The sequence below is a fragment of the Actinobaculum suis genome (assembly GCF_900102025.1).
In the GTDB taxonomy this organism is placed as follows: domain Bacteria; phylum Actinomycetota; class Actinomycetes; order Actinomycetales; family Actinomycetaceae; genus Actinobaculum; species Actinobaculum suis.
Genome location: NZ_FNAU01000008.1, coordinates 1 through 13531 on the forward strand (window position 1 = coordinate 1; position 13531 = coordinate 13531).

Sequence of the window (13531 nt, forward strand, 5' to 3'; positions counted from 1 at the left end):
GGCAGAAGTAGAAGAAGAGTTTTGGACTAGCAACCCAAATCACGAGAGAATGGAAATCAAGGCAAATGCCTAGGAACAAAACCCGGGGCACTTCACGGCCGGTGCGTAGGGCGCGTGTGACTTCGAGTTTGAGGGAGCCTTTGGCTTGCACGTAGATGGCTTGGTAGATCGTTTCGTGGCAGGCATGCATAGCCTTATTATCCGGGAAAGTGCGCGTGAGCCAAGCAGATATTTGTTCCGGGCTCCAGTGTTTAGCGAGTTTGTTTTTCACGGCTCTAAAAAGGGCTGGGTTGGCTAGGATTTTGGGTTGTTTGGGACGGCGTCGTCGTTCTTTCGTGGGTGGCGGCGATAGAAGTAGTCCGAAAGAAAGATGATGAAGAGGCCGATGAAGACACCATTAAAGAACATCGACCATCCCCATTCGGTGATGGGGAGCACGAGCTCTTTCGCCGCGAACAACAACCCCAGAGGAACGCTCATCACGGCATCAAGTGCAAAGCCACACGCACCCGTCACCGTTGTGGCAAGGGGACGCACACCCAGGTAAGCCGCCACGTAGATCACGCAGGCCACAGCAAGAAACCAGAGCGATAAGCCCGAGTGTCCGCTGACTGCCTCCACCCCAAGGCCGGTGGCGAACCCACCACCAATGAGTAGCGCAAGCGTCAACGCGCGCGATGCCAGATCAGGGTACGAGCTCAATCGCATGTCTGCCTCCTATACTGCAACCAATTCTACGTAGCTCATAGACGAAGGGAATCGGACCTATGGATGATTCGCGCCCTGCGTGACGGTTGGGGTGGGTCCGGTCCCGGATCGTATCGACGTCGGGGCGCGCCGCTCGCGTCAGTGCCTGCCCTACGGGTCGGAGGAGAAACATCGGGTCGCGCCATTGTTCTGGATCTCTGAAGACAACCTGCCGGTACGGGTCGTGCGTGATCATGTCCCTATGGTTTTTGGCGGCGGCAGGGTTTTTGGAAACCGTGGAGGGTGATGTCGTCCACTACGTCCATATCGAAGCTCGCATCGAGCAACTCGGTGAATGCTTCGACATTCATGAGATTGCGTTCGACAGCCTTATTTGGTGGGCAGATCGATATGGCGTGATTAGTGCTCCCCGCGCAGGCGGGGATGAGCCCCGGCGCGCTATCCGCGCTCAGCTCACCCCGCTAGGTGTCTGATTTCTCAGTCCAACTAATGGGGAGCAGTTCAACACGTGGAGGGGCATGAGGAAGCTGGAAAATTGGAGTATTGGAGCACTCTGACGCTTGATGGCTGCGTGCTTTTTGGCTCCCGTAGCAGTTACGTACTAATCTGGTCCTACCAGTACCGGCTCGCCACGTCTTCGGATGTGGTCAGAGCCGGTCATCATGTGCCGAGGGTGTCCTATCGGAACAGAGAGGCCAGGCCTCTGGCGCAATCGTGACCTAGTGCGTGCTCGGCATCAGTGTGCTATCATGGATGTCAACACGACCGGTTCCGCTGCCCATCTCGGGAGTCCAGGGCCGGTCTCTTTCTATCTTCACGAGGCCGCATGGGGACAAAGCCGTTCAAGAGCTATGAAGAACAGGTCAGCATCCTCCAGTCACGAGGATTAGGCATCGACGATCCGGCTCATGCTGCCGAAGTTCTGCGCACACATAACTATTATCGGTTATCGGGTTACTGGCACTCGATGCATCAAGTAGATCCCCAAACACGTACGGCACTCGATGTTTTCAAGGACGGCGCCACCCTCGATCTTGTCCTCGCGCTCTACGACTTCGATGCTCGATTGCGTCACGCGGTTTTTGCGAACCTTGCTCCCATAGAGCTAGCGATCCGTTCATTGCTGGGCTACCACCTCGGGGCACTTGACCCCCTGATTCATCTCGATGCATCGAAGCTCAATGCCACCGCGAGCAATCCTTCAAAGCGCACTAAGGGCGCTACTGACAGCATGTTGCTACCGACCAAGACGAGTACACCAAACAGATCAAACGCATCGAGGCCGACTACAACCACGCCACCAACCGATTGACGAACCTGGAGACGCAGATCAACGAGCGCCAAGTCAAACACAAGGCCTTGCTCACGGCATACGACCAACTCTCAAGCGCACCGATTAGCGCGTTCCAGCCAACCCAGTGGACAGCCTTGATCGACCACGCCATCGTCAGGGGGAGAGGCCATTGAGTTCTTCTTCCGCGACGGGCGCAGGATCACCATCGACCTGTAGAACTGTTCCGCATAGCTGAGCCCGCCTCATATGAGGCGGGCATTTTCATGCCCGTAACTAGCCGTCGCTCAACCCGCCAACGCTCTGACTAGGGAAAACACGAACTCGCCGACGCTTGCCGAGATCTAGGCCCCTTAGGGCATACTCGCTAAACGCAACCCCGGCCTTATCAAATGCGACGTCATAGTGGAGCGGGTGACGGGAATCGAACCCGCCTCTGCAGCTTGGGAAGCTGCCGTTCTACCGATGAACTACACCCGCAAGCAGTAAAACTGCAACGAGCAACGAGCTAAAACCGCTGCCCAGCTCGAATAGCCACTAAAGCCATCGAAACTTACTGCCGCAGCTAAAAGCTCGCGCTGGGATAAGAGTGTACCGGTTCGCCGCCCAATGAGCAAAATGTAGTTGCGCACGCCCTACGCCCACGTTCCGCGCGCCGTCGTCTTGCGCAATCCAGTGCCCACGTCCAGCGCGCCCAACCCGCATCCCGCGCACCCAGCCCGCACACGCCGCGCCCGCACCTCGAAACGTGCGGCCACAAACGGCCTAAATGTGCCAGAATCGAAGGCGTGCTACTGTCTGACGTTGATATTTACGAGTACGTGAAGGCGGGCGAGATTACTTTGGATCCTTGGGATCCGAAGATGGTGCAGCCCTCGTCCATTGATATTCACTTGGACCGTTTTATCCGGCTTTTCGATAACCACCGCTATCCGGTGATCGACCCTGCCGAACCGCAGGAAGAGCTCACGCGGCTGGTGGAAGTGCCGGCCGATGGGGATTTCGTGCTCCACCCCGGAGAGTTTGTGCTCGGCTCTACTTACGAACAAGTAACGCTCGGCCCCGGCGTCGCCTCCCGTTTGGAAGGTAAATCCTCCCTGGGCCGGCTCGGGCTGCTCACTCACTCCACCGCCGGGTTCATCGACCCCGGTTTTTCCGGGCACGTGACCCTCGAACTGTCTAACACCGCCACGATGCCGATCCGCCTCTACCCGGGCATGAAGGTCGGCCAACTCTGCTTCTTCCAGCTATCGTCTCCAGCCCGCCGCCCGTACGGCGCCGGTGCGGAAGGTTCGCGGTACCAAGGTCAGCGCGGCCCCACCGCCTCGCGTTCGTACCTTAATTTCCACCGGATCGACGTCGGCAACCACCCGCTCGACCCCGCCTAACGTAACGCGGTAGTAACGTAGCGCGGTACTAACATAGCGCGGTACTGACGTAGCGCGGTACTAACGTAGCGCGGCGCTCCCGGGTGCCGGCGTCCCGCACGTGCACCTAACGTTGTCCTAGAAACATTCGCCGCGGCGGGGCAACTTCCGCGGCGTCCCGCACGTGCACCTAACGTTACGCTCCGGCCTAATTACCAGCTAATTACCGGACCCTTTTCTTCTCACACACTATGGCTTTCAAAGCGCTCTGCACATAAAATGGTACGGTAATTTGCTCCGCTACCACCTGGGAGCACCGCACACCGAAAACACTAAAACCGCACGCAAAGCGCATATAAAACCGCACACCATGTACGCACTGGGAGGGCCATGCCAGTTCTACTTCCGCTATTTTTCTTAGGTGCCCTGTGCGCGCCGCTGATCATGAGCCGCGGGAGGGGAGGCTTTGCGGCGCTCTCACTCATTCCGAGTGCTGCGTTCATTTGGCTTCTCACGCTCATTCCCCGTACTGCCCGCGGCGATTTTTATACCGTAGACATCCCGTGGATCCCGCAAATCGGGCTCAACTTAGACATTCGGATCGACGTCCTTTCCCTCGTGCTCGCGCTCATTGCTTCCGGAGTGGGCGGGGTGGTGCTGTTCTACTCGGCACGCTATTTCAGCCGGGAAGCTTCCTATCTGGGGCGGTTCGGTGCGATTTTCCTCGCCTTCGCGGGCGCTATGCTCGGCCTGGTAACCACGGATAACACGCTGGCCCTATACGTGTATTGGGAACTCACCACCATTTGTTCCTTCCTGCTTATCGGCCACTATTCCGACCGTGCTTCTTCGCGCCGCGCCGCCGTGCAGGCCCTCGTGGTCACTACTTTTGGCGGGCTCGCCATGCTTGCGGGCATTGCGATTTTGGGGGAGGCCGAAGGTGGATCTTATTCCGCGGCGGCCCTAATTGAAGCCGCGCAAACTGGCCGCCTCGCCCCGCAACAGCCGGGCCTCATCACCGCGGCCATTGTGCTCCTACTGTTGGGCGCGCTTTCCAAATCGGCGCTCATACCTTTCCACTTCTGGCTACCCGCGGCCATGGCCGCACCCACCCCGGTTTCGGCGTATTTGCACGCCGCTTCCATGGTGAAAGCCGGCGTTTACTTGGTGGCACGCTTCGCCCCCGGGTTTGCGAGTAACCCGGTGTGGCATTGGTTGGTCACGATAACCGGCGTCGTTACCTTGCTCCTGGGCGGCTACCGGGCCCTCAAACAAACCGATATCAAACTGGTAATCGCTTTCGGCACGGTTTCCCAGCTGGGGCTCATCATGCTTTTCGTGGGTTACGGCGAACCGACGATGCTACTTGCCGGGATGATGCTTCTGCTCGGCCACTCGCTATTCAAATCCGCACTATTTCTTTCCGTGGGGGTTGTGGACGTATGCACCGGCACGCGTGACCTGCGCGAACTTTCCGGCGTGGGTAAGCAAATGCCGAAGGTGGCGATTTGTGCGGCGCTGGCAGATATGTCCATGATGGGCCTGCCACCCTTTGCCGCTTTCGTGGCCAAAGAAGCCGCCCTCACCCACCTGTGGGGCGGCACGCTGGCAGATACGCTCGTGCTTCTCGGCATCGCCGCCGGTTCGGCCCTCACCGTGGCCTATGGTCTGCGTTTTTGGTGGGGTGCGTTTATGAGCAAACCGGGCGTAGCGCCGACGCCGGTGCGGCACGCTTCCTACGTTATGGTGATACCCGTTGCGGTGCTTTCCCTGCTCGGGCTGGTAGCCGGCTTGGCCACCGAGCCGCTCAATAAATTCCTTTCCGTACATATCGACCAGTACGTGCCGGCCGGTTCGTACGGCGAACTACATTTGTGGAGCGGTATTACCGGGCCGTTTGTGCTGACTCTCGCCATTATTGCCGCCGGGATTGCGATCTTTGCGGTGCGGGAACGGTGGACGGCGTGGGGCCGCGCGCACCGCTTCCCGCTTTCCATGGAAAGCATTTACCACCGGATTATTTCCTCGCTGGAACGCGGCTCGACGATCGTCACCTCCCGCACCCAAACCGGTTCCCTGCCCGGCTATGTACAAACGATTTTCTGGACCCTCGTGATCGGCCTGCTGGTAGCGATCGCGGTGGGAGCGCCAATTTTGCCGGAAGGCGTGCGGGCGTGGGATGGCTCAGTGCAAGCCCTGGTAGCAATCGTGGGTTGCGGGGGCGCCATTTTGGCGGCCCGGGCCCGCCACCGCCTGAAGGCCGTGATCCTCATGGGCGTGGCCGGGTACGCGGTGGCCCTCACCTACGAACTGTATGGTGCCCCGGATTTGGCACTCACCCAGGTGCTTTCCGAAACCCTTACCCTCGTGGTATTCGTGTTGGTTTTGCGCCGCATGCCGATCTATTTTTCTTCCCGACGCCGCCACCGGTTCCAGGTGCGCCGCATCGCTTTGTCAGTATTAGTAGGCGTGCTCTTTGCCGGCCTGGCCATGCTCATGGCCGGCGCGCGCATCCACGCCCCGGTTTCGCAGAATTTCGCGGCGGAAGGTTTCAGCTTCGGCTACGGCAAAAACATCGTGAATGTGACGCTGGTGGATATTCGCGCGTGGGATACCATGGGCGAAATTTCCGTGATCGTGGCAGCCGCCGTCGGCATTGCTTCCCTCCTCTTTATTAGGGACCGCGCCGGCGGTACCGATCGGCTCCGTAACGTACTGGGCCTTTACAACGAAAACCGGAAGCAACAGCAAGAAGAAATGGCCCGCGATCCGCAAAGCTACCTGATGCACGCGCTCCGCCGGGACGAAAACGAACGGAAAGAGGGGAGGGGTCGGCGCTGGTTGGCTTCAGACCGGCGCCCGGGCGTCACCAGCCGGCCGATCATGTTACAGATCGGCACCCGCGTGGTATTCCATTCGATCATTATTGTTTCCCTATTCTTCCTGTTCTCCGGGCATAATCTGCCCGGCGGCGGATTTGCGGGCGGACTGCTGGCCGGTATCGCCCTGGTATTGCGATACTTGGCCGGCGGCAGATTCGAACTCGGCGTGAGCTTGCCAGTACTGCCCGCGCATTTGACGGGCTTTGGCCTGGCACTTGCCACCCTGGCCTGCCTGGCCCCGATCGTGCTGGGTGGCACGCCCCTGCAAACTGCGCGCGTAGACCTAAACATCCCGATCTTCGGGGACGTACATTTCACTACCGCACTAGTTTTCGATACCGGGGTCTACCTGGTGGTGCTCGGGCTCGTGCACGAAATCTTGCGTTCCTTGGGCGCCGAAATTGACAGGCACGGCGAACGCGAAGCCGGGCTCTTGCCAACCGAACCGCGGCTGGTACCGGCCGCCGATTCCCGGCGAGACCTGCGCGAAGAAATGCAATCACACGAAGAAGCGCGGCAGCGCGCCAAAACCATGGGCACCTACTCGCCGCTCCCATCCCGCGCGAAAGGTAGCGGCGCGAACGGTAGCGCTGGCGGCACGCCCGCGAAGGCGACCGCTACGGCAACCGCGAACGGTAACGCGCCCACCGAACCCACCCCCAGCGAAACAGGAGGAAACCGTGACTAGTTCACTTACTCTCGTCATTATGTGCGGCGTGCTGGTCGCGGTTGGTGTCTACCTGCTTATGGAGCGTTCGCTCACCCGCGTGGTACTCGGCATTTCCTGCCTGGGCAACGGGGTGAATATTATGTTCCTCATCGCGGGTGGGCGGGCCGGTAACCCGCCTTTCGTGGAGCAAAGCCAACCAGATTCGTGGTCGGATCCGCTGGTGATGGCCATGATGCTCACCTCGATCGTGATTACCTTGGCCACCACGGGCTTCCTGGCCGCCATGGCCTACCGCACTTGGCAGTTGCGGGATAACGACGAAGTGCGTGACGACGTAGAAGATCGCGCCATCGCCCTGCGCTCCGAAATCAGCGGGCACGTAGACGAAAGGTCCGAGGCCGGTACCGATCTGGAACAAACTTCTGAAGAGTTCCGGGACGAAACCGAAGGTTCGGAAAGTTTCTTCAAACCCGCTGGCCGCGTGGTGCGCCGGTGGGTGCGCCGGCAAGGCGTTATTTCTAATCCGGATGCAACCCGCGGCACGGAAGGGCGGCGATGAACGTAGCGTTACTTCTCCCTTTGCCGATCGTCCTACCGCTATTTGCGGCGGGCGTGCTCCTCGTTTTGGGGCGCCGGCGCAATGCCCAAGCCTGGACGTCCGTGGCCATAATGAGCATTGTCTTGGTCACCTCGATTATTTTGCTCATTTGCTCAGCAGATGGTCCGGTGGTGCTCGACGTCGGCAACTGGGCCGCCCCGGTAGGTATCTCTCTGGTAGCAGACCGGCTTTCGACGATCATGCTCGCCACCTCGGTGGCCGTCACCCTTCTGGTACTTATCTACTCGATTTTCCAGGGCGTGGCAGACGGCGAACGCGGCGCCCCCACCGCCGTCTACTACCCGGCATTCATGATCCTTTCCGCCGGTGTTTCCGACGCTTTCCTTACCGGTGACCTTTTCAATATGTACGTGGGCTTCGAAATGTTGCTCACCGCTTCCTTCGTGCTCCTCACCATGGGCGGCACTTCGGAACGGATGCGTTCCGGTTCGGTGTACGTGATCGTCTCCCTCGTTTCCTCCATGATTTTCCTGGCCGGCTTGGGAATGACGTACGCGGCCGTAGGTACCGTAAACATGGCGGACCTCGCCATAAAACTGCCCGAAATCGATCCCGGGATACGCCTAATTTTGCAAGTCATGTTCCTGGTAGCTTTCGGCCTGAAAGCCGCGATCTTCCCGCTTTCCGCCTGGCTGCCGGATTCGTATCCCACTGCTTCCGGGCCGGTGACCGCCGTATTTGCGGGCCTGCTCACCAAAGTGGGGGTGTACGCGATTATTCGCACCCAGTTCCTGCTCTTCCCCGGCGGAAAACTCGATACCGTGCTCGGCGTTTTCGCGATCGTCACCATGGTGGTGGGAATCCTCGGCGCCATCGCCCAAGAAAACGCTAAACGCCTCCTCTCCTTCACCCTGGTTTCCCACATCGGTTACCTCATTTGGGGAGTTTCCATTGGTAACGCCGCCGGGCTTTCCTCCACGATCTTTTACGCCATCCACCACATCGTGGTGCAAACAGCACTGTTCTTGGTGGTCGGTTTGATCGGCTGGGTAGCAGGCACGACGTCGTTGGTGAAACTCGGTTCGATCATGAAGGCAGCTCCGGTGGTAGCGGTTCTCTACTTCCTGCCCGCCATATCCCTGGGCGGAATCCCACCATTCTCCGGATTCCTCGGCAAAATCGGGCTTATTGAAGCCTCCGCGGAACGGGCCACCGGGCTCGACTACGCACTAATCGCCGCCGGGCTGATCACCTCGCTCCTTACCTTGTATGCGGTGATCCGGGTGTGGAATATGGCCTTCTGGCAAGAAGCACCGGAAGAACTGCCCGACCGCGCCTACCCGGGCGGTATGGTGGCCACCGCTTCCGGGCTGGTAGCGCTCATGCTCGCAATTACCGTTTGCGCGGCCCCGATTCGCAGTTTTACTGACGGCGCCGCCACCGAACTACTGCAACGCACCCCGTATATTTCGGCCGTCTTACCAGACTATAAACGAGGCTCGGGAATCTCTCCGGAAGTGGCCGAAAAAGATCCCGTGCCCACACCCGAACCGGGCGCCACCCCCTCGGTGAAATTCCCCTTCGGGGATGAACCCACCCAAAGTGGCCCCACCGGTAAACCCAGCAAAACGCCGCGCAGCACGCCCAGCCCGGCGCCGACTACCGCGTCCAACGGAGGTGAAACGCGATGAGTAGAGCAAGTGAAGCGATCCGTATCGCCACCCGCAGCGGCGGGAGATTCCCCAAGGCCTCGCTCGGCCTTTTGGTATGGCTAACCATGGTGTGGGTCCTACTGTGGGGCGAGGTGAGCGCCGGCAACGTAGTGGCCGGTTTCGCGCTCGCGCTTTTGGTAACCGAAATATCCCCATTCCCCGCCACCGATTACGACGCCCGTTTCCGCCCGCGCGCTTTGATACGCCTCTTCGCCATCTTTTTCAAAGACCTTGTGGTGGCCTCCACCCAAATGGCCTGGTTCATTTTCAAGCGGAAAGAACCGCGCGGCGCCGTGATCCGCGTACGCCTACGTTCCCAGTCCGATCTTTACCTGTTCCTCACCTCCTGCATGTCCACCCTGGTGCCCGGCTCCCTGGTGATTGATACCGATGCCGATACGGGCACCCTGTACGTGCACGTGTTCGACGTCGAACTTGCGGGAGGCGTTTCCGCCGCGCACAAATCTGTACTCGACCTCGAAGAACGAGTGTTGCGCGCGCTAGCTTCCGGCCGGGAACTCGTGGCCGCGGGCTTCGTGCCTGGTGCCTCCCCGAAGGCCGGGCGCCTTCCCACGCCCTTCGCCCCTGATTCTTCCGAGGAGGCCGCATGAATGCACTGACGATCGTAATCGGGATCTGCGCGGTGATGCTGTTCATTTCCGCGCTTTTGGTACTGGTACGGATCCAAAAAGGCCCCACCGCGCTCGACCGCGTAAACTCGCTAGACGTCATGGCTTCCATCATGATGAGCGCCATTGCCCTGCTGGCCAGCCTCACGCGGCGGACGGATCTGTTGGCGGTGTTTATCGTCGTCGCCGTGGTGGGCTTCCTCGGATCCGTAACCGTAGCGCGCTTCACCCGGCCCCTCGACCCGGTAGATCCGCGCGAGCTTCGCAAAGAACAGGCCGCGCAAGCCGCAGAAACCGGCACCTACAACCCGGAAGCCGAAGATGCCGCCCCGGCCCACAACCCAGATATTGACGACGCCGCCACGGACTACGTGCCGGTAAGCGCCGAAAGTGGGAGCGGGGAAGCTGCGAGCAAACCGGGAACCCAAGGAACGCACGGAACACGAGGCGCGCGGGGATCGCGTGACAGCCAAGGAACGCGAGGAAGCGAAGGGGCCCCAGGAGCGCCGGGAGCGCGAGGAAGCGAAGGTGCCCCAGGAACGCCGGGAGCGCGAGGAAGTGAAGGCTCCCAAGGAACGCACGGAGAGGACGCAAAATGACCTGGAATATTGTGTGGGATGTGGTCGGCGCGCTCTTTTTGATCGCGGGCTGTTCCCTAACTTTGGTGGCCTCTATCGGCATGTTTCGCTATGACGAAATGATGGCCCGGCTCCATATTTCTACTAAGCCGCAGGTGCTATCGCTAATTTTGTGCCTGATTGGTGCTATTTTCTTCGTGCGAGATGTTTCTGTAACGTGGACGCTGATCCTGGTGATCATGTTTCAACTCATGACCTCGCCGATCTCCGCCCACATGCTCTCGCGTACCGGATATCGCACCGGGCGGGTAGACACCGAAAATATGACGATCGACGAACTGCGTGAAGATATGCGTTTCCGCCACGAACACGAAACTGAGACGGACGGGAAATAAAAAACGATGCTGCTTCCCGGTTGGGAAAATGTATTTCTAAGTGGCCGGCCGAATAAGCCGGCCACTTTTCGTGTCACGAAGTGGGAAACAAAACCTAAGGGATAATGCGCAGTGCGTCACGGTGTATGTGAGCGTACCGCGAAATTGTACGTTATAAATCGTGCTAATAAAGCGTACCTCGAACAGTTTCCGAGGTTAAATAGTAATGGCATTCAACGAGGTGGCTGGGGAAGTTTTGGAAATGCTACAGTACCCCCCCCCCCGAGGACTTAAGGCCCGACCTTTTCCCGCTGGTCCGCCATTTCGCGCACCATAGCCCAGGCTTGAAGATAGTTGCTAAGCTCTATTTGCATTGGACTTACCCGTCTCAATCAAGGAGGGAACATGTCGAAGAACGTGAAGGGTAAGATCGCCACGCTTGCAGGGGGGGGGCTCAGCGCTATTGCCGCTGTAGCACTCGCTTTTGGAGCTAACGCTCCGGCTGCGTTTGCAGCGCCTGGCGATCAGATTAATGAAAACGCCGCCATGCCGACCGTTGTGGTCAATGCTCCGAATATGGACATCAAGGTGCCGAACATTGAAAATGCGGAGATTGTCTACACCGTCATGACTGATACTGGCGCGAAATTCACCATCACGGATGGTGATCCGAGTGGTTATTCGCTGGGCGAAGCCAACAGTGTTGTAGTCAAGGCCGTTATTCAGGGTGAAGAGTACTTCTACCTGGCTCCGACCAACGGAGCACCGGTGAAGGAAGCTACCTGGACGCTCGGAGTTGACCGTTCTCAGTTGGATAAGGCGAACGCCGAAGAAAAGAAGCAGGAAGCTAAGAAGCCTGTAACTGTTGGCCTTAACGAGGCTATGCCTACCGTCACCACGGACGGTGTAAACCGCGACATTCGGGTTCCTTCCATCGAAGGTGTCGAAATTGAGTACACGGTTAAGCCCTTTACCGGTAAAGCCTTCACGATCAAGAGCGGTGACAAGGACGGTTACTCCGTTGGTGAGGGTGATGTTGTAGTCAAGGGTGTTATTACCAATGACGCCAACTTCGGTTACACCCCCACCAATGGCGCTCCGATCAAGGAGCACACCTGGACCCTCGCTGCTCCGAAGCTGATTCCGGTTGATGGCGATGTTGTTGTTTGGTTCACCGACAAGCCGGGCGTGGAAAATGACACCTTCCGGGTTGCCAAGGTTGACCACGTCAACTACTGGTTCAAGGCTCCGGGTGCTGAAGGCTGGACCAAGGTGAATCCGGATTGGCATGGTCAGGAACTTGCTGTTGGCGCTTGCGGCGGCGAATTCCTGGTAAAGGCCAAGGCTGATCCTGGTTACAAGCTTGCTTCCGTGGAAGAAGAACCGGTATGGGGTCACTTCTTCGCGTGCGATGCGGACCAGTCTGAACAGACTGAAGGTACGACCGAAGAGGGCCCCACTGAAGAGGGCACCGCTCCGTCTGCTGAGGAAACTCAAGCCCCGGCTGACGAAGTGAAGGATCCGGCTAAGGACGCCGTAAAGGAACCGGCCAAGACCGATAAGAAGGTTGAGAAGAAGGCTGATCCCAAGGTTTCCAAGCCGAAGGCTGACGCCAAGAAGAAGCTGGTGAAGACCGGTGCGGATATCGCTGGTTTCGCCGGTGCGGCCGCGTTGCTCTCTGCGATTGGTGTGAGCGCCTTCGCTTACTCCCGCCGCAAGAAGTAATGCCTAATATCTTCTAAATTAGTGCGAGAATGCCGGCCCTGATCTTAGGATCGGGGCCGGCATTTTTTGACAGAAGGAAATGCACTTTGTGTTTTATAAATGGGTCCTTTAGCTCCAGTGTTACTGCTTCCCGTTCTGACCGGGGAAGAATTATTGGCAGCAAGAGTTTCATGCGCGTGGGCACACTCATAGCAGGCTTGTTTGTCACGCTTATCTTGGTGGCGGCAAGTTTTCTGCCGCACAGCGCGCAGGCCGATCCCAATCCAGGGCCATCCCAACCGGCCGCTACAACTGACTCCTTCCCGCTTTCCCTTGGACTTGTGGACTCCTGCGGAAAAGATGAGGATCAAGTTGTACTCCCGGAAGTTTCCGGGATCCACTATGAACAAAACGGGCAAGTAGTTTCAGGCACGGTTACTATCACTCCGGATAATCCGATCAACGTTATTCTCACCGCTGGAGATGAAACGCGGATCGTACGCACCCTTACCTGGGAAAATTTGGAACTTACAGACGAAGTTTGCGATACCGCGGCCCCTAATTCTGGTGAGGAAAAAATATCTGCGCCCGGCACCATCATTGGTAGTAAGGATAGTGCTGATGCGGGCGGCGCAGGCGTTCCGGTGTGGCAATTTATTTTAGGCGCGGTAGGCATTATTGCCCTCATCGCCTCCTTGCTGGCCTTGCGGGCGGTAAATCGGAGGAATGAACGCGAGGGGCGCAAGCTACGCATTCGTGCCCGGCACGTTGGCCCGGAACGCCCGACCCGCCCGGACCGGCCAGCTACCAAATAGCACCAGCTCAGCCCGAACACTCACCAAGTACAAACAGCAGCGATACGTATAAGAAGCGGTCTGCTTAGGTTTCGCGGGTGGGTAAAGAAAACTATCCGGCAGATTGCACCTGCCAGCTGGGAAAGAATTTCCAGGCTGGCAGGTGAACTGTGGCTGGGAACGCGGTAGTTTTAAGTCTGAACGGTGTGTGTGTCGCGCGGGGCTGATGTGGCCCGCCGTCACATGCGCATACAGGTACGTGA

The 13531-nt window shown here is 58.6% G+C and carries 12 protein-coding genes, 1 tRNA gene and 1 pseudogene; 11 read left to right on the forward strand and 3 right to left on the reverse strand.

Annotation, left to right across the window (positions count from 1 at the left end; translation table 11 throughout):
* Together BLT47_RS09715 and BLT47_RS05230 are read right to left on the reverse strand one after the other, a co-directional pair.
* A pseudogene (locus BLT47_RS09715) lies at positions 1-271 on the reverse strand (hypothetical protein); the annotation flags it as partial.
* Between the two features lie 23 nt (positions 272-294).
* Positions 295-708 carry a hypothetical protein gene (locus BLT47_RS05230; protein ID WP_049620045.1) on the reverse strand — a complete coding sequence of 138 codons (414 nt, stop codon included), beginning with the start codon at positions 706-708 and terminating at the stop codon, positions 295-297.
* A 233-nt stretch (positions 709-941) separates the two neighbouring features.
* Here BLT47_RS05230 and BLT47_RS09550 point away from each other — a divergent pair, with 233 nt between their 5' ends.
* Together BLT47_RS09550 and BLT47_RS05240 are read left to right on the forward strand one after the other, a co-directional pair.
* Positions 942-1181, forward strand: coding sequence for a hypothetical protein (locus tag BLT47_RS09550; RefSeq protein ID WP_049620044.1), 240 nt, complete (start codon positions 942-944; stop codon positions 1179-1181).
* A gap of 353 nt (positions 1182-1534) precedes the next feature.
* The gene (locus tag BLT47_RS05240) at positions 1535-2020 is read left to right on the forward strand and encodes an Abi family protein (protein WP_065415079.1); all 486 of its coding nucleotides are present in this window, start codon (positions 1535-1537) and stop codon (positions 2018-2020) included.
* 385 nt (positions 2021-2405) lie between these two features.
* On the opposite strand, the gene BLT47_RS05245 is transcribed toward BLT47_RS05240, so the two are convergent.
* Positions 2406-2479, reverse strand: a tRNA-Gly gene (locus BLT47_RS05245).
* Between the two features lie 308 nt (positions 2480-2787).
* Between BLT47_RS05245 and dcd the strand changes: the two genes are divergently transcribed.
* From dcd to BLT47_RS05290, 9 genes are all read left to right on the forward strand, one after another.
* Positions 2788-3387 (forward strand): dCTP deaminase, encoded by a 600-nt coding sequence (dcd, locus tag BLT47_RS05250; protein ID WP_049620042.1) that lies wholly within the window; start codon positions 2788-2790, stop codon positions 3385-3387.
* Between the two features lie 369 nt (positions 3388-3756).
* A complete protein-coding gene (locus BLT47_RS05255; RefSeq protein WP_083330090.1) occupies positions 3757-6936 on the forward strand; it encodes a Na+/H+ antiporter subunit A in 3180 nt (1059 codons plus the stop codon).
* Positions 6929-7477: a Na(+)/H(+) antiporter subunit C gene (locus BLT47_RS05260; protein ID WP_065415078.1), complete on the forward strand. Its 549-nt coding sequence runs from the start codon at positions 6929-6931 to the stop codon at positions 7475-7477. The genes BLT47_RS05255 and BLT47_RS05260 overlap by 8 nt, the downstream gene beginning before the upstream one ends.
* On the forward strand, positions 7474-9168 hold the full coding sequence (locus BLT47_RS05265; RefSeq protein WP_074662474.1) for a Na+/H+ antiporter subunit D: 1695 nt from the start codon (positions 7474-7476) through the stop codon (positions 9166-9168). Before BLT47_RS05260 ends, BLT47_RS05265 begins: the two co-directional genes overlap by 4 nt.
* Positions 9165-9800 carry a Na+/H+ antiporter subunit E gene (locus BLT47_RS05270; RefSeq protein ID WP_049620040.1) on the forward strand — a complete coding sequence of 212 codons (636 nt, stop codon included), beginning with the start codon at positions 9165-9167 and terminating at the stop codon, positions 9798-9800. Before BLT47_RS05265 ends, BLT47_RS05270 begins: the two co-directional genes overlap by 4 nt.
* Positions 9797-10417: a monovalent cation/H+ antiporter complex subunit F gene (locus BLT47_RS05275; RefSeq protein ID WP_074662477.1), complete on the forward strand. Its 621-nt coding sequence runs from the start codon at positions 9797-9799 to the stop codon at positions 10415-10417. Before BLT47_RS05270 ends, BLT47_RS05275 begins: the two co-directional genes overlap by 4 nt.
* Entirely contained in the window at positions 10414-10791 is a 378-nt protein-coding gene (gene mnhG, locus BLT47_RS05280) for a monovalent cation/H(+) antiporter subunit G (RefSeq protein ID WP_049620038.1), read from the forward strand. Before BLT47_RS05275 ends, mnhG begins: the two co-directional genes overlap by 4 nt.
* A 525-nt stretch (positions 10792-11316) precedes the next feature.
* Complete coding sequence (locus tag BLT47_RS05285; RefSeq protein WP_143021777.1) at positions 11317-12495, forward strand: hypothetical protein; 1179 nt, start codon at positions 11317-11319, stop codon at positions 12493-12495.
* 176 nt (positions 12496-12671) lie between these two features.
* Positions 12672-13289, forward strand: coding sequence for a hypothetical protein (locus BLT47_RS05290; RefSeq protein ID WP_176764484.1), 618 nt, complete (start codon positions 12672-12674; stop codon positions 13287-13289).
* The last annotated feature ends 242 nt before the right edge of the window (positions 13290-13531 follow it).